Source organism: Agromyces cucurbitae, assembly GCF_058349945.1.
Map to the genome: position 1 here is coordinate 370,365 of NZ_JBYRES010000002.1, position 16,198 is coordinate 386,562.

At 73.5% G+C, this 16,198-nt stretch carries 15 protein-coding genes; 5 read left to right on the forward strand and 10 right to left on the reverse strand.

The window, feature by feature from the left end:
• Positions 1-15: 15 nt before the first annotated feature.
• Entirely contained in the window at positions 16-1,065 is a 1,050-nt protein-coding gene (locus AC3RJ6_RS08580) for an LLM class flavin-dependent oxidoreductase (RefSeq protein ID WP_491426583.1), read from the reverse strand.
• Between the two features lie 256 nt (positions 1,066-1,321).
• Between AC3RJ6_RS08580 and AC3RJ6_RS08585 the strand changes: the two genes are divergently transcribed.
• Both AC3RJ6_RS08585 and AC3RJ6_RS08590 read left to right on the forward strand, forming a co-directional pair.
• On the forward strand, positions 1,322-2,791 hold the full coding sequence (locus AC3RJ6_RS08585) for an FAD-binding oxidoreductase (protein ID WP_491426585.1): 1,470 nt from the start codon (positions 1,322-1,324) through the stop codon (positions 2,789-2,791).
• A 174-nt stretch (positions 2,792-2,965) separates the two neighbouring features.
• Positions 2,966-4,165, forward strand: coding sequence for a baeRF11 domain-containing protein (locus AC3RJ6_RS08590; RefSeq protein ID WP_491426586.1), 1,200 nt, complete (start codon positions 2,966-2,968; stop codon positions 4,163-4,165).
• Positions 4,166-4,246: 81 nt separating this feature from the next.
• Here AC3RJ6_RS08590 and AC3RJ6_RS08595 read toward each other — a convergent pair whose 3' ends face one another.
• Positions 4,247-4,591: a hypothetical protein gene (locus AC3RJ6_RS08595; protein ID WP_491426588.1), complete on the reverse strand. Its 345-nt coding sequence runs from the start codon at positions 4,589-4,591 to the stop codon at positions 4,247-4,249.
• A 93-nt stretch (positions 4,592-4,684) separates the two neighbouring features.
• Here AC3RJ6_RS08595 and AC3RJ6_RS08600 point away from each other — a divergent pair, with 93 nt between their 5' ends.
• Positions 4,685-5,689 (forward strand): LLM class F420-dependent oxidoreductase, encoded by a 1,005-nt coding sequence (locus tag AC3RJ6_RS08600; protein ID WP_491426590.1) that lies wholly within the window; start codon positions 4,685-4,687, stop codon positions 5,687-5,689.
• Here the strand turns inward: AC3RJ6_RS08600 and AC3RJ6_RS08605 are convergent.
• The 6 genes from AC3RJ6_RS08605 to AC3RJ6_RS08630 all read right to left on the reverse strand — a co-directional run bounded on the left by AC3RJ6_RS08605 (position 5,614) and on the right by AC3RJ6_RS08630 (position 10,477).
• Complete coding sequence (locus tag AC3RJ6_RS08605; protein ID WP_491426592.1) at positions 5,614-6,207, reverse strand: hypothetical protein; 594 nt, start codon at positions 6,205-6,207, stop codon at positions 5,614-5,616. The two genes, AC3RJ6_RS08600 and AC3RJ6_RS08605, sit on opposite strands and share 76 nt — an antisense overlap.
• A gap of 98 nt (positions 6,208-6,305) precedes the next feature.
• Positions 6,306-6,728, reverse strand: coding sequence for a PIN domain-containing protein (locus AC3RJ6_RS08610; protein ID WP_491426593.1), 423 nt, complete (start codon positions 6,726-6,728; stop codon positions 6,306-6,308).
• Positions 6,712-6,864: a hypothetical protein gene (locus AC3RJ6_RS08615; RefSeq protein WP_491426595.1), complete on the reverse strand. Its 153-nt coding sequence runs from the start codon at positions 6,862-6,864 to the stop codon at positions 6,712-6,714. Before AC3RJ6_RS08615 ends, AC3RJ6_RS08610 begins: the two co-directional genes overlap by 17 nt.
• Positions 6,861-7,184, reverse strand: coding sequence for a hypothetical protein (locus AC3RJ6_RS08620; RefSeq protein ID WP_491426596.1), 324 nt, complete (start codon positions 7,182-7,184; stop codon positions 6,861-6,863). The genes AC3RJ6_RS08615 and AC3RJ6_RS08620 overlap by 4 nt, the downstream gene beginning before the upstream one ends.
• 96 nt (positions 7,185-7,280) lie before the next feature.
• Positions 7,281-10,136 (reverse strand): helix-turn-helix transcriptional regulator, encoded by a 2,856-nt coding sequence (locus AC3RJ6_RS08625; RefSeq protein ID WP_491426598.1) that lies wholly within the window; start codon positions 10,134-10,136, stop codon positions 7,281-7,283.
• 107 nt (positions 10,137-10,243) lie between these two features.
• Positions 10,244-10,477, reverse strand: coding sequence for a glutaredoxin family protein (locus AC3RJ6_RS08630; RefSeq protein WP_491427151.1), 234 nt, complete (start codon positions 10,475-10,477; stop codon positions 10,244-10,246).
• 165 nt (positions 10,478-10,642) lie between these two features.
• On the opposite strand from AC3RJ6_RS08630, the gene AC3RJ6_RS08635 reads away from it, so the two are divergent.
• The gene (locus AC3RJ6_RS08635; RefSeq protein ID WP_491426599.1) at positions 10,643-11,101 is read left to right on the forward strand and encodes a PPOX class F420-dependent oxidoreductase; all 459 of its coding nucleotides are present in this window, start codon (positions 10,643-10,645) and stop codon (positions 11,099-11,101) included.
• A gap of 32 nt (positions 11,102-11,133) precedes the next feature.
• Here AC3RJ6_RS08635 and AC3RJ6_RS08640 read toward each other — a convergent pair whose 3' ends face one another.
• Positions 11,134-14,799 (reverse strand): TM0106 family RecB-like putative nuclease, encoded by a 3,666-nt coding sequence (locus AC3RJ6_RS08640; protein ID WP_491426601.1) that lies wholly within the window; start codon positions 14,797-14,799, stop codon positions 11,134-11,136.
• A 147-nt stretch (positions 14,800-14,946) separates the two neighbouring features.
• On the opposite strand from AC3RJ6_RS08640, the gene AC3RJ6_RS08645 reads away from it, so the two are divergent.
• Positions 14,947-15,336 carry an MmcQ/YjbR family DNA-binding protein gene (locus tag AC3RJ6_RS08645; protein WP_491426602.1) on the forward strand — a complete coding sequence of 130 codons (390 nt, stop codon included), beginning with the start codon at positions 14,947-14,949 and terminating at the stop codon, positions 15,334-15,336.
• A gap of 148 nt (positions 15,337-15,484) precedes the next feature.
• Here AC3RJ6_RS08645 and AC3RJ6_RS08650 read toward each other — a convergent pair whose 3' ends face one another.
• Entirely contained in the window at positions 15,485-16,117 is a 633-nt protein-coding gene (locus AC3RJ6_RS08650; protein WP_491426603.1) for a TetR/AcrR family transcriptional regulator, read from the reverse strand.
• Positions 16,118-16,198: the final 81 nt, after the last annotated feature.

Consider the following 16,198-nt stretch of genomic DNA (forward strand, 5'->3'; position numbering starts at 1 on the left):
ACTCGATTTCGGCTGTCAGGCGCCGAGCGCCCCCGCGAGCAGCTCGAGGGTCTGCTCGCGGCCGGGCGTCGCGTCGAGCGGCTCGCTCGCGTACGACCCGGCGATCGGGGCGACCATGACCTCGTCGATGCCGTGGCGCTCGGCGAGCGCCCGTACCGCGGATGCCGCGCCCGACGCGTCCGCGATCACCCAGCGTCGCTCCATCGCCGCGATCAGGCCCTCCGCGTCGGAGTCGGCGGGCGCCGCCAGCGCCTCGTCGACGGTCTCGAGCGGGCGCATCGGGCGGTTGAGCCGCAGCCGCGCCATCGAGCGCAACTGGGGGAGTGCGCGCTCGCGCGCCTCCTCGGCGGTCGGCGCGATCGAGGCGTTGAGCGTGAGGAACGTCTCAGGGGCGGGATGGGCCTCGCTCGGCCGGTACTCGGTGCGGTACAGCTCGAGCGCGCGCTCGAGGCCGTCGCCCGAGAAGTGGTTCGCGAACACGTACGGCAGCCCGAGCTCGGCGGCGAGCCTCGCCGAATAGTCGCTCGAGCCGAGCAGCCACAGCGTCGGCACCGCGGTCGCCGCGGGCGTCGCCTGGATCGGGTACTCGCGTCCGCTCGTGAGGCGCAGCGTCGCGCCGTCGGGCGAGAGCAGCGAGAGGATGTCGGCGACGTGGTCGGGGAACCGGTCGACGTCGGCCGTCGGCCCCGACACGCGCAGCAGCTGGGTGATGACGGGGTCGCTGCCCGGCGCACGCCCGATGCCGAGGTCGATGCGGCCGGGTGCGAGCGCCTCGAGCGCGGCGAACTGCTCGGCGACGACGAGCGGCGCGTGGTTCGGCAGCATGACTCCGCCCGAGCCCACCCTGATGCGCTCGGTGCGCGCCGCGATCGACGCGATCAGCACGGGCGGCGTCGTCGACGCGACGGCCGGCATGTTGTGGTGCTCGGCGAACCAGTAGCGGGTGAACCCGAGACGGTCGGCGAGCTGCGCCAGGCGAACGGATGCCGCGACGGCACCTCCGCTCGACTGGTCGGTGCGCACGGGAACGAGGTCGAGAACCGAGAGGCGCGGCGAGATGTCCATCCCCTGCGGCAACCGTTCCGAGGCATCCCGTATTCCGCCATGCGGGTCGGCCGGGTCGGCGCGCAGCGCCGTATCGAGGCCATCCCGCCTGAGGGAAACCCCTGAGGAGATCGGAGGGGCACCACGGGCGACCCGGGCGGCGGATCGGAATTGGATGGGTTCTCGTCGCGAGTGCTGCATCCAACGGTGCGGCCGCCGGGCCGGTTCACGAACCGAGGCAACCGGCCCGCGAAACGCAACCCGAAAGGAACCGTCCGTGAACACCCCTGTGCCCCCGACCGGCGCCGTCCTCATCGAGGACGCCGTCGACGACCTCGCACTCTCGCTGCGCGAGGCCTTCGCCCGACTCGACTCGACCCTCGACGGCCGTCTCGTGCTGCCGGGCGAGCCCGACTGGGATGAGGCCCGCACCGCATGGAACCTCGACGTCGACCAGCGCCCGGCCGCCGTCGTCATCGCCCGCTCGGCCGCCGACGTCTCCCGCACCGTCGAGCTCGCCGGCCGCTACGGCCTCGCGGTCGCCCCGCAGGGCACCGGCCACAACGCCGGGCCGCTCGCCGCCGACCACGGCCTCGCCGACGCCATCCTGCTGCGCACCCACGAGCTGCGCGACGTGCGGGTCGACGTCGAGCGCCGCATCGCCCGCGTCGAGGCCGGCGCGCTCTGGGGCGACGTCGTCGCGGCCGTGGCGCCGCACGGGCTCGCGGCGCTCGCCGGCTCGTCGCACGACGTCGGCGTGGTGGGCTACACCCTCGGCGGCGGCGTGAGCTGGCTCGCCCGCTCGCACGGGCTCGCCGCGAACCAGGTGCTCGCCGTCGAGCTCGTGACCGCCGACGGCCGGCACCGCCGCGTCGACGACGAGCACGACGCCGACCTGTTCTGGGCCGTGCGCGGCGGCGGCGGCGACTTCGGCGTCGTGACCGCGATGGAGTTCCGCCTGTTCCCGATCGCCCAGGTCATGGCGGGCATGCTGCTCTGGCCCGCCGAGCGGGCCGAAGAGGTCGCGGCCGCGTGGGCCGAGTGGACGAAGGGCGTCCCCGACTCGGTGCAGAGCGTCGTGCGCATCCTGCACCTGCCGCCCCTGCCCGAGCTGCCGCCGTTCCTCGCCGGCCGCTCGATCGTCGTCGTCGAGGCCGTCCTGCTCGAGGACCGCGCCCGCACCGACGCCCTCCTGCAGCCGCTGCGCGCCCTCGGTCCCGAGCTCGACACGGTGCACCCGCAGGCGCCTGCCGAGCTGCTCGCGCTGCACATGGACCCGCCCGGGCCCGTGCCGGGCCGGGGCGACGGCATGACGCTGCGCGAGCTGACGCCCGCCGCTGTGCGCGCGTTCGTCGGCGCCGTCGGCGCAGGCTCGGGGACCGCCATGATGACCACCGAGATCCGCCACCTCGGCGGCATGCTCGAGCCCGACGCCGCGGTGCAGCGCTCGGCGGATCTCGGCCTCCCGACGCCCGGCGCGACCGCGGGCTTCGATGCGGGCTACCTGCTCTTCACCGGCGCGATGGCCGTGCCGGGCGCCGACGAGGCGATCGCCCGTTCGCTCGGACGGCTGCTCTCGTCGATGGAGCCGTGGCGCGCGGCGCAGGACTACCTCAACTTCGCCGAGCACCGCCGCGACCCCGAGCGAATCTTCGGCGGTGCCGACGGCCGGCTCGCCCGGCTGCGTGCGATCAAGCGCGCCGTCGACCCGACGCGGCTCATCCGCTCGAACCACCCGGTGGGCTGAGCCGCCGCACGAGCATCGCGCCGACGAGCCCCGTGGCGGGCCGTCGGCGCGGTTCGTGCGCGAAACCGAGTGCCATCCGTTCCCGACCCGCAGATGGGGGTGTCGCTCGCGGCCCGGCCTTCATAGGCTGGATGCGAGCGACACCGTCGTCGCGCGGACTCGGGGGAGGAACGAATGACCGTCCACTACGAACTGCCCACCACATCCGATTTCGCGGTACTCGCCGGGGCGCATCACCCCGCGATCACGATCTATGCGGCGACCTCGCCCGTCGTGAGCGAGCGCGAGCGCGCCGAGGTCGCCGTGAAGAGCGCCTTCGACGAGGCCATCGACCAGATCAAGCAGGGCGGCGCCTCCGCCGCCGAGCTCGCGGCGCTGCGCGAGGAGCGCGATGCGATCGTGGGCGACCAGCGACTCTGGGGCGGGCTCGCCCGTTCGATGGCGATCTTCGTCGCCCCCGGGTTCAGCGAGGTGTTCGTGCTGCCGAACCGACTCGACGACGCCTGGCACGTCGGCTCGCACTTCACGCTCGGCCAGCTGCTGCGCGCGCCCAGCCAAGATCAAGAGGCGTTCGCCATCACCCTCTCGGCCCACGAGTGGGCGCTCTGGCAGGCGACGCCGACCGACCGTGCGTCGAAGATCGAGGTCGACCAGTCCGGGGCCGCGAACCTCGACGAGGCCACGAACCGCGAGCCCAACGAAGACAAGCCGCGCGGCGCGAACCGAGGCACTTCGAGCCAGGGCGGCGCGAGCCGGCTCATGGGCGACGAGGGGCGCAAGACGCTGCTCGACCAGTACTCGAAGCGCGTCATCGAGATCGCCCGGCGCGAGCTGCTCGCGCGCGACCCCGAGGAGCGCGTGCCCGTCTTCGTGTTCGCCGCCGAGCCGCTGCTCAGCCTGTTCCTCGCGAACACCCGCAACTCGCGGCGCGTCATCGCCGTGCCCGGCTCGCCCGACCGCCTCGGCGCCGCCGAGGTCGACGAGGCGGTGCGCCAGCAGCTCGGCGCGCTCAACGTGCGCGAGGCCGAGCAGTCGCTGCGCCAGCTGTCGGAGGGCACGGCCGGTCGCATCGAACGCGACCTCGCCGCGATCGGCCGCGAGGCCGCCGACGGCGCCGTCGAGACACTCTGGTTCGACTTCACGACCTCGGTGAACGGCACGCTCGACCGCGAGTCGGGTGCGATCGAGTTCGCGAGCGGCAACGGCGCGGGCGAGGAGCTCGCCGACGGCACCCGTGCGGGCGACCTGCTGCCGCAGCTCGCCCTGCTCGTCATCGCGAAGGGCGGCCGCGTCGTCACCGTTCGCAGCGACGACCTCGACGGCACGGTCTGGTCGGGCCCGGCGGTCGCCGAGCTCCGGTTCGCGCTCGCCTGATCGCGGCACACACCCTGGATGCCTCGGGGTCGACCCCGAGGCATCCGTCGTCGTGGTTCAGCCGTGCGGCCGGCGCGCCGATCAGCGGAACGCGGGCACGCGTTCGCGCAGCGGCAGGCGGAAGCCCTCGCGCCAGCGGAACCTGATGATGATCTCCTGGGCGTGGGAGTCCTCGATGATGGCCTCGACGGGCACTTCGGTGAGCACCCGCGGGCGGGGCTCGTCGGGCGCGTGCTCGCGAAGCTCGAGCCAGAGGCTCTCGGGGTGGGCGACGACGCCGGGGTTGGCGGCGACGAGGTCGAGGTGCCAGCCGTGACTCGGGGCGAGCCCGTGGCCGGTCACGCGGATGAGGCGTGCATCGCAGGTCTCGACGACCGTGGCGTCGAAGTCCGCGAGGGAGTAATCGCAGTGGAGCTGACCGTTCATTGAGCCGACGGTACGCCCCGGCCCGGACCCCGGCCTCAGTGCTGACGCTGAATCATGGGCAGGGCCGACCCGCAGAGCTCATAGGCTGACGACATGCGATTCGGACTGTTCGTTCCCCAGGGCTGGCGCTTCGACCTCGTCGGCATCGACCCCGCCGCCCACTGGTCGGCCATGAGCGAGGTGGCCGCGTTCGCCGATGCGGCCGAGTCGCCGTTCGAGTCGATCTGGGTGTACGACCACTTCCACACGACGCCCGTGCCGTCGCCGACCGAGGCGACCCACGAGGCGTGGACCCTCATGGCCGCGTTCGCCGCCTCGACCTCGCGCGTGCGCCTCGGCCAGATGTGCACGTGCATGAGCTACCGCAACCCCGCCTACCTCGCGAAGGTCGCCGCGACGACCGACCTCATCTCGGGCGGCCGCGTCGAGATGGGGATCGGCGGCGGGTGGTACGAGCACGAGTGGCGCGCGTACGGCTACGGGTTCCCGCCCGTGCCCGAGCGACTCGGGCGCCTGCGCGAGGGCGTCGACATCATGCGGCAGGCGTGGACCACCGGGCGGGCGACCCTCGACGGCCGGTACTACCGGGTCGACGGCGCGATCGTGCAGCCGCAGCCGCTGCAGTCCGGCGGCATCCCGATCTGGGTCGCCGGCGGCGGCGAGCAGGTGACCCTCAAGATCGCGGCGACCTACGCGTCGTACACGAACTTCACCGGCTCGCTCGACGAGTTCGCCCACAAGGACGAGGTGCTGCGCGGGCACTGCGCCGCCATCGGCCGGGATGCCTCGGAGATCACCCGCTCGATGAACTTCAACACCGTCATCGGGTCGTCGAAGGCGGATGTCGCGGCCCGTCTCGCCCGCATCGAGGAGCGGTACGTGCCGCACCTCGGCGCCGAGGGGGCGGCGAAGGCCGTGCACGACTACTACGTGGCTGCGCCCGGGGCGCTCGTCGGCACGCCCGACGAGGTCGTCGCGAAGCTCGAGCAGCGCCGTGGGGTCGGGCTCGACTACGCGATCCTCTACGCGCCCGAGGCGGCGTACGACCGGTCGGGGCTCGAGTTGTTCGCCGCGGAGGTCGCCCCCGCGCTGCGCTGAGCGCGCCGCGGGGCCATCGCCGCCTCGCAGTCGGCGCGGCCGGCGACCGGGAACGCCTCGATCGGCAGGGCGATGAGGTCGCCCGGGGCGAGGTCGCCCGGCAGTTCGAACGCGGCCGGCTCGCGCCATGCGCCCGAAGCCGACCGTGCAGCGACGGTCGCGACCCGTGCGCTCGACGCCCGGCCGATGAGGCGGGCCTCGGCCCAGACCGGTCGATGCGGCCCGAACTCGGCGTCGACCTCGACGTCGAGCCGCCCCGCCGCGCGCGAGACCGCACGCACCGTGGCGATCGCGACGCCGTGATGGCGCGGCGGGCCGGCGACGACCGACGCGATGCCCGCGGGGCCCGGAACGAGGTGCGCGAGCGGCGTACCATCGCGGTCGGCGAGTCGCAGCATCGACATCCCGCCGACGATGACGTCGGTCGTCGTCGCGCGAGTGCCGGCCGGCCAGTGCTCGGGCGCGAGCGGATCGGGGATCGAACGCCGCAGCGTCGGCAGCAGGCGGGTGAGCGTCATGCGCGGCACCGCGTGGTCGAAGGCATGTCTCCGTTGTACGCGGCCCGGGGCGCTCGCGCGCGTTTGTTACGCGACCCGAACGGCCGGCGGCCCGATCCTCACACGAACTCGACGTCGGCGCCGAGTGCCGAGTAGGTGGCCAGTGCGCGCAGGTCGCAGGTCAGGAGCCGCGACCCGGCGTCGATCGCGGCGAGGGCCACGAGGCCGTCGTAGACCTCGCCGCCGGCGACGCCCGCTTCGGCGAGCCGAGCGATCGCCGTGGCCGCGACCGCGGCGTCGAGCGGATGACTCGCCGGGAAGTCGGTCGCGATGACCCGCGCCGCGTCGGCCGGTGAGAGCCGTCGCCCATCGGGCAGTCGCGTGAGCACCGAGTAGGTCTCGAGCGCGGCGTTCCCGGCGAGGCCGAGACGCGCGCGGCCGACCCGGGCGGTGACGGCGGCGTGCGCGTCGTGCCCGGTGAGCACGAGCGCGACGGCCGCGCTCGCGTCGAGCAGCAGGCGGGTGTCAGCGCGGTTCGCCACGGCGCAGCTCGCGGATCTCGTCGCTCGTGAGGGCCGGCCCCGGCGCATCGATGACGAGCCGACCGTGCCGTTCGACGAGATGATCGACGGGATCGGGCTCGGCGGTCGTCGGGGTCGGGCCGGTGCGCCGTCTCACCGGGAGACGCCTCGGTGCTGGTCCCACGCGTCGCGGTCGGGGGCGACGAAGGCGGCGACCCCTCGGTGCTGCTCCCACGCGGCGCGGTCGGGGGCGACGAAGGCGGCGACCCCGCGGTGCTCGTCCCACGCGGCGCGGTCGGGAGCCGCCTGGACGTCGTCCGCGGCGGATGCCCGCACCGCGCGCGTCTGGTGCAGCTCGCCGGCGAGATCCGCGGTGCCGGCGTTCGCGCCGGCGCCCGACCCGCTGCCGGCGCAGCCCGCGAGGGCGACGGAGGCCGCGACGACGACGATGATCGATCCATTCCTGATGAGCGACATGAGCGTGCCCCTTCCGGCGGTGCGTACGCGCTCACGGTAGGCAGGCCGTGGCGGTGCGGCATCCGGCGAGACCCCTCAGATCGAGGTTCGCACCCCTCAGATCGCGCCCGCGCCGCGCGCCATGCGGGCGAGGTCGACGCGATTCGCGGCGCCCGTCTTGCGCAGCAGGTTGGAGACGTGCGAGCTCACCGTCTTCTCGCTGATCGTCAGCAGGTCGGCGATCTCGGCGTAGGTGCGCCCGTCGACGAGGAGCGGCAGCAGTTCGCGTTCGCGCCCGGTCAGCTCGATGCCGGCGAGACGGCCAGTCCCGGCCCGGGAGCCGGTGCGGACGGAGCCGGATGCGTGCAGGTCGATGCGCGCCCACGCGGCGAGGGTGTCGAACTCGGCTGCGAGCGCGTCGGCCTCGATCCGTTGCGCGATCGCCGCCCCGCGACGCAGCAACGCGACCGCGACCCGGCGCCGGTCGCCGCCGTCGACGAGCCCCTGCTCGGCACCACGGCGGCACGCGTACGCCTCCTCCCAGGCGAGGTCGGCGGCGGCGGCACCGTCTGCAGCTTCCGCCCAGAGACCGAGGCTGTCGGGGATGCCGCGGGCCCGCGCCCGCTCGGCGGCGTAGAGCGCGTCGAGGGCGTGCAGGTCAGTGGCGTACGAGACGCCCATCGTCTGCCGGATGACGTGCGGGTGGGCCCCCTCGAGCGCGTCGAGCGCGTCGAGCGCGACCGTCCGCTCGGCGCCCGCATCGCGTGCCCTGGAGGCCTCGTCGGCGAGGGCGCGCGCCGCGAGGGGGACGAGCCATTCCGAACACCTGCCGTGCGGACCGACCTCGATCACGGGCATGAGCGCGGCGAGCGCACGGTCGGTGTCTCCCGCGGCGAGGCTCGACATCGCCTGGGCGACGGCGAGCTCGAGCGCCGCCCACGCCGGTGGTTCCGCGAACCGTTCGCGGGCCCGGTGCAGGTGCGCCTCGGCCTCCTCGACTCGGCCACGAACGGCGGCGACCCTGGCCGACACGGAACGCATGGCGAGCTCGAGGTACTCCGGCGCGTCCTCGGCGCGCACGATGCGGAGGGCATCGCGCGCGGCGGCCGTCTCGGCGATCGTCGACCATCCGGCGGCTTCGGTGCAGGCGAGCGCAGCGATGGTCAGGCGCGGTGCCCCGGCCGCGGTGAGCCGATGACGCAGCTCGCGCAGCCGCTCCGCCGCCATGCGGTAGCCGGGCATCGAGTACGCCTCCCAGAGCGCGGCGAGCATCACCGCTTCGAACTGGTGCGCGGGGATGGCGACGGCGAACGCCTGCTCGGCCAGCCGGGTCGCCGCGTCGTGGTCGCGGGTCGCCGCGGCGAGCTGTGCCGCGACGGCCGTGGCGTAGGACATCGCCTCCGGATCGCCGAGCCGGTGGGCCGACTCGAGGGCCCCGCTTGCATGCTCGACGGCGCGCGGATCGCCCTCGATGATCTCGGCGTGCGCGAGTTCGCAGAGCGCGAGTGCATGCTCCCGGCTGTCGGGTGCGTGCACCGTGAGCTCGAAGACCTCGCGGGCACCGGCCGTGGTGACGAGTTCGCCGCCGAGACGCGACTGGAGTCGCCGTCGTTGCAGCAGCAGCTCTGCTCGGCGGAGCGGGTCATCGGTGCCGGTCGCCGTGAGCAGTTCGTCGACGGCGGCGTACTCGTCGTGGTCGGCCTCCGCGGCGGCCGCTGCCGCGGCCCACTCTGCGAGCAGGGCGGGGCGGTCGCTCGCGAGGCCGGGGTGCACGTCATCGAGCTCGACGCAGCGGCGGATCAGCCGAAGGGTCGTCGCGGGGTCGTCGGAGCTCTGCACGGCGGCGATGGCACGTCGGCTCGCCTCGAAACCCGGGGCGGCCTCGCCGGCCCCGACGAGATGATCGGCCAGGTTGACGAGACGCTCGGGCGACTCGCCGTCGAGCTCGATCAGTCGGCCGACGGCCTCGGCGATCTCGCCGTGCCGTGCCCGGATCTCGGGCTCGGGTACCGAGGCGACGAGCAGTTCGGCGATCAACGGATGGTGGAACCAGACGCGGCCCTGCCCGTCTTCGTCGAGCACGTGCGTGGCGAGGGCGGGCCGGAGCCCCGGCTCGACGTCGGACGAGTCGGGGTCCAGGATCTCGAGTCCGCTCAGCCGGATCGGCTTGCCGTGGATCGCGAGCAGGATCGTCAGCTGGCGCGTGCGCTCGGGCAGGGTCGCCCAGGTCTGCAGCAGCGCGGTGCCGAGGTCGCCGGCCGTCGCCGGCGTCGTCGTCGCGGGGGCCGCGAGTGCCGCCGGGGCGACGCCCTCGACGAGCAGTCGCGCGTGATAGGGGTTACCGCCGGTGCGGGCGAGCACGTCGCGGACGAGAGCGTCGTGCGGCGGTTCCCCGATGAGTGCGGCGATCAGCTCGTGCATCCCGAGGCGATCGAGGGGACCGACCTCGATCGACCTCGACGCCGGCATCCGGAGGAGGTCGGCGCGCCACCGGTCGAGCTCGCGCCCGGAACCCGAGCGGACGGTCGTGAGGATCGCGAGCGGGCGGTCGTCCGTTCCGCCGGCGAGGAACATCAGCGCGTCGAGGGTGGTCGCGTCGGCCCACTGCAGGTCGTCGACCGTGATCACGACCGGGCGGTTCGCCGTCAGCCGGTCGATCGCCGCATCGAGGCGGATCGGAAGCGGTGGCTGTGCTCCCGTGCGCGGCGGCTGCCCGGCGTCCGCCTGCGCGAGCAACCGGCGTACCGCGAGGTTCGGCATCCGGGTCGAGAGCGGCAGGTTCCGCGCGGTGAGCACGTCGGCGCGCTCCGACACCGAGTCGGCGGCCGCCTCCATCAGCGCGGTCTTGCCGATGCCGGCTTCGCCCTGCAGCACGAGGATGCGCGTCGCACCGTCGATCGCGGCCTCGAGCTCTCGAGTGATCGCGGCCAGTTCGCGTTCTCGCCCATGCAGACGACGTGCGTCGCGAGGCATGGGGCCAGTGTTCCACGGGGCTCACCCGCAGGTCGAGCGATCCCCGCGCCGGTGATACCCCCAAGTCGAGGGATGCCTCGGGCCGGTGCGGCCTGAAACGGAGTCGGCTACGCGGCGAGCGTCTCGTCGAGCTTCGCGCCGAGTTCGGCGTCGGTCGGCTCGGTGAAGTGGGTGCCGTCGGGGAACACCACGACGGGGATGTTCGTGCGACCCGAGATCGACTTCGCGACGTCGGCGGCCTCGATGTTCACCTCGAGGTCGACGTACTCGTAGTCGACGCCGCGCGTGTCGAGCAGGCGCTTCGAGCGGCGGCAGTCGCCGCACCAGGCGGCGCCGTACATGGTGATGCGGTCGGGGTGCGTTGCGGAGGAAGTCACGTGCATACCCTACGCAGGAACCCTCTGGGATATTCCCGAGCGTGCGTGGGCGCGGCCGCGCGGTCGCGGGTTCGCGACCTCGACCGTCATCGACGGAATGCCGTGATGCGGAACCGGGTTCGCCCTGTCATGACGAAGAACGCCGGACCCGTGCCGCTCACCGAGACCGAAGCCTCCGACCTGCTCTCCGCGCAGAGCTTCGGCGTGCTCGCCACGCTCAAGCGCGACGGGCAGCCCCACCTCACGACGATGCTCTACGGGTGGGACGCGGCCGAGCGCATCGCGCGATTCTCGACCACGAGCACGCGCTTGAAGGCGACGCACCTGAAGCACGACCCGCGGGCGACGCTGCACGTCTCGGCCGACGATCACTGGTCGTTCGCCGCGGTCGAGGGGCTCGCCGAGGTGTCGGCGCCGACCGTCGAGCCGGGCGATGCCGTCGGGCTCGAACTGCTGTCGATGGTGCCCGAGGCCGCCCGCCCGGCCGACCCGAGCGCGTTCTTCGCCGAGGCGGTCGCCGAGGGGCGGGTGGTCATCCGGCTCCGTCCCGAGCGGCTCGGCGGGACCCGCCTCGACTTCGGCGACTGAGGGCGGACGCGACGGCTTCTCGCCGAGCGACCTCAGCTCGCGATACTCGGCTCGGTCGCCGTCGGTTCGCGCAGGTCGACCGAGCGCGCGTCGTCGGCCCCGACGAGGCGCATGAACGCGCTGAGCTGGGCGACGCCCTCGGCGCGGTGCGGCAGCCCCTCGAGCAGGCCGGGCGAGTAGACGACGTACGCGGCCCACTTGGCGCGCGAAATCGCGACGTTCAGCCGGTTCTTCAGCAGCAGGAACTCGAGCCCGCGCGGCGCACTCGCCGCAGAGGACGCCGCGAGCGAGACGATGGCCACGACGGCCTCTTGGCCCTGGAACTTGTCGACGGTGCCCACGGGCACCTCGGCGAATCCGGCTGCGTCGAGCGCCTCTCGCACCGTGCCGAGCTGGGCGTTGTACGGCGTCACCACGATGAGGTCGCGCTGGCCGAGCGGCCGGGGCGGGGCGACGACGGGCCCGTTCGTCGAGTCGTTCGCGTCGGTCCAGTCGCGGCCGATGAGCGAGCGCACGAGATGCACGACCGACTCGGCCTCTTCGGGGGAGAAGGTCGAGTTGCCCTCGTGCTCGACCGCGATCGGGGTGACCCCCGGCGCGACGCCGTCGAGCGAGCGACTCGCGGCGACCGGGTGCGAGCGAAGCTCGCCCTCGTACGAGAGCTGCGACACCGGGGCGGCGACGGCCGGGTGCATCCGCCGGCTCTCGGCGAGGAAATAGCCGTACTCGGGCGGGAGTACGTCGTGGCCGTCGGCGACCCAGCCGAGCGCCGAGGCGTTCACGGGCTCGGGGTGGAGCGCCTGGCTCACCTGCGGGAGCTGCTGCGGGTCGCCGAGCAGCAGCAACCGCTTCGCCGAGACCGACACCGCGATCGTCGAGGCGAGCGAGAACTGCCCGGCCTCGTCGATGACGAGCAGGTCGAGCGAACCCCTCGGGATGCGTCGCACGTTGCAGAAGTCCCACGCGGTGCCGCCGATGACGTATCCGCCGGGGCGGTCGGCCGCGAAGGCGGCGACGTCGTCTTTGCGGGCGAGCACGGTGAAGCCGTGCCGGTCGGCCTCGCCCGCCTCTTTCAGGTGCTTGGCGACGAGGCTCTGGTCGAGCCCTGCCGTGTTCACGACCGAGTCGAGCACGTTCTCGACGACCGAGTGCGACTGCGCGACGACGCCGATGCGCCAGCCGTGATCGCGCACGAGGGTCGCGATCACGTGAGCGGCGAGGTAGGTTTTGCCGGTGCCGGGCGGGCCCTGCACCGCGAGGTACGAGCGTTCGAGACGCCGAACCGACTCGACGACGGCCGCCTGGTAGTCGTGCTCGGCGCCGAGCGGTGCGAGGCCGCCGATCGCGCGCGGCGGCCGTCGGCGCAGGATGTCCATCGCCGGGTCGAGCGGCAGCTCGGGCGCGCGGCCCGGGATCGGCGCCGCCCATTCGGCGATCGCATCGCGCAGCGCGTCGGCGCGGGGCGGGGCGCCCGGGGCGATCGCGAGCGGCAGCGCCTCCCACGTGATGCCGGGATGCCCGCGCTCCTCGACGCGGACGCCGGCGTCGCTCACCTCGACGACGGTCGCGTTCGACCACGCGCGCTGGCCGGGCCTCGTCGACTGCGACGGGAACGGCGCCGGCCAGTCGTAGAGCAGGAAGACGTCGCCGCCCACGCTGAACCGCGAGCCGGGGGCGATCCGCCCGTCGAGCTGCAGTTCGCGGCGCGCGCTGTTCCATCGCGGCTCCTCGTACCACTTGCCGACGGCGCGGGAGCGGGCCGGGTCGACCACGAGCACGTCGCGGTGCTCCTCCCAGCTCTCGAGGGGCTGGTCGCAGCGCAGGTAGTGCGACCACCAGAAGCTCTTCGCCTCGCGTGCGTGGTAGTCGATCGCCGCCGAGGCGAGGGCGAGTGCTTCGGTGTCGGGGTCGCGACGGGCCGCGACGATCGGCGTCGTTCGGGTGGTGCCCGACGGTGCTGCTCGCTCGGCCCGTTCGTCGCGCTCGCGGACGAGCGACTTGAGCTGCAGCGCGAGCGGCGACGCCTCGTAGATCTTGCCCTCGGCACGGTCGGCGAGCAGCGAGGCCGCGACGGGCCGGATGCCCTCGCGGGCGCCGACGGCGAGCAGCCAGTCGCGCAGGCGCAGCGTCGAGACGCAGTCGTACCGGTTGTAGTCGGCGAGGTCGGCGAGGATGCGGGTGGCCTCGGCCGCCGCATCCTGGTCGTCGTGTGCGAGGGCGAGCGCCTGCAGCTCGCCGGCGCGCACGTACTCGGTGATCGAGTCGGCGCCCGACTTCACGTCGGCCTCGCGCAGCTCTGCACCCATGTAGAGCGGCTCGAGCTTCTTGATCGAGTACGAGCGGCTGCCGACGCGCACCGCCCGCTTCACGATCGGGTAGAGGTCGACGAGCACGCCGTCGGCGAGCAGCTGGTCGACGTCGGCCTCGCCGACACCGTGCCGGGCGGCGATCGACGTGAGGTGCGTGCGCTCGTAGCTCGCGTAATGGAAGATGTGCAGGTCGGGGTGCGCCTGCCGGCGCAGCTTCACGAACTCGAGGAAGCGCTCGAGCGCCACGCGCTCTTCGGCGAACGAGTGCGCCCAGAACGCCGTATAGGTCTCGGAGTTGTCGACCATGCCCCAGAGGTAGTCGAGGTTCCACTTGGTGCCGTCGCCCTCGGTGTAGAGCGGGTCGCCCTCGAAGTCGAAGAAGAGGTCACCGGGGCTCGGCTCGGGGATCGCCGCGATCGCGCGGGCGTCGCGCACGCCGACGGGTGGCGGCAGGGGCGGGTCGCCCTCGCGCCAGGCGCCCGCCGCGACGGCGTCGGCCGCCTCGACCTCGGCGCGCAGCTGCAGCCGGGCTTGCGCCCGCAGGTTGTCGAGGGTCGCCTCCATCACGTGGGGCACCGGCTCGTGCGAGGCGGCGAGTGCGTCGATCGTCGTGATGCCGGCCGCCGCGAGCGGCTCGCGCTGCGTGACGCGCAGCCCGCCGACCATGAGCACGTCGCGGTTCGCCTGCACCTCGAGCTCGCACGTCGGGCACCGGCCGTCTTGCCCGTAGAGCGGGTCGCCCCAGCCCACCGGGCCGATGTCGGCGACGCGGTCGGCCACGATGCGGTGCAGGCGCGCCACGCGCTCGCGGTACACGGGCAGGATGTCGTCGAGCCGGTGCGCGCTGACCGAGCCGTCGCCGAGCAGCAGCTCGACGGTGTCGTCGAGCGGCACGCCGAGTCGCGTGAGCTGCTCGGCATAGGCGGCGAGCTGCAGCAGCGCGGTGACCCGCGCGTGCCTGGCCAGCTTCGAGTCCTGCACGCGGTAGCGGCCGTCGGGCTGGCGCACGATGAAGTCGGCGAAGCCGATGAAGCCCTGCCCCGGGAGCGGCTCGTCGGAGAACGTCGCCTGGAACACGACCGGCGCCCCGGCTTCGAACGCGGAGATCGTCGCGGCGGCGGCCGCCGCCACGGCGTCGGCGTCGCGCACGTCGGGCCGCTCGATCTCGACCACGCCCGGCCCGAACTCGGCCCGGTAGCGGTCGAGCACCCGCAGCTCGTGCGCGTCGCCGAGCTCGCCCGCGCGGCGCAGCATCGGGTCGTCGAGCGGGGCGAACAGCGTGTCGCGGCCGAGCTTGACGTCGAGCTCGCGCAGGAAGGCGAACTCGCAGTCGCTCGCCTTCTTGAGGTCGCTCGCGCTCGTCACGACGATGCCGTTCAGCAGGTACATCGTGCTCCTCTCGCCGGCCGTGCTCCCACGGTATCGGCAGCCTGCGACATCGGGACCGGGTCGGCGTCGGTCGGCCCGACGGGGCGGGCAGCCGGCGAATGGGCGCGAGGGATGCCGCCACCGACGCCTCGGCGTAGGGTGACGCCCATGGCCGACTGGGAGCTGCTGCGCAGCCTCGCGCTCGCGCTGCCCGACACGACCGAGACCCCGAGCCGCGGGTGCGCGATGTGGCGCGTGCACGGCAGGGGCTTCGTGTGGGAGCGCCCGCTGCGCACGACCGATCTCGAGCACCTGGGACTCGACGGGCAGCCGGGCCCGATCCTGGGCGCGCGTGTCGAGGACGAGCACGAGAAGCTCGCACTGATCGACGAGGACGCCGACGTGTTCTTCACGATCCCGCATTTCGACGGGTGGCCGGCGATCCTCGCGCGGCTCGACCGCATCGGCGACGACCGGCTGGCCGAGCTCGTCGAGGAGGCGTGGCTCATCATGGCGCCGCCGAAGCTCGGGCGGGAGTGGATCGCCGAGCGCGAGTAGCAACCGGGTTCCCGCTGGTTGAGGAGCGCCCGACGAAGGAGGACGCGTCTCGAAACCTCGTGACCGGGTCTCGAGAGCGGCCTACCTGGTTTCGAGACGCGTCGGCGCTCCTCAACCAGCGGGAGGGGCCGCTGCGCGTCGGCGCTCCTCAACCAGCGGAAGAGCCGAGCCCGCCGCGCGGCAGCCCGAGCAGCCCTTCGACCGCGTGCAGCGTGAGCTCGCCGCGGTGCGCGGTGTCGCCCCAGCGCACGAGCGCCTGGGCGTTGAGTCCGTCGATCATGCCGAGCACCTGCCACGCGACGCCCGAGGCATCCGTCGTCTCGAAATCGCCCGACCGCACGCCGGCCTCGATGACGCCTTGCAGCACCGACTGCCAGGCGTCCATCTGCTCGCGCACGGCGCCGGCGAGGCTCTCGCTGCGCCGGCCGAGCGCCCAGGCCTCGACCCAGATCACGGTGACGTCGTCGCGGGTGCCGTCGAGCACGGTGCGGATGAGCGTGCCGAGCTGCTCGCGCGGGCCGTCGACCGAGGCGATGAGGGCCTCGACCTCGGCGATCTCGGCGCCGACGACCGACGCGAAGGTGCTCGCGATGAGCGACTCCATGCTCGGCACGTAGTGGGCGACGAGCGCGGGGGCGACCCCGGCGCGCGCGGCGACGGCGCGCAGGGTCACGGCCGCGAGCCCCTCTTCGACGGCGAGGTCGCGCGCGGCCCCGACGATGTCGCGGGTGCGCTCCTCGGGCGACTTGCGGGCGGCACGGGGTCGGGTCGGCGTTGACATGATCACCCATCATAGGTAATCTCGCAGCAGTATTGATCATTTGGTCAATAAAACTTCACCGCACCATCTCGAAGGGGAGAC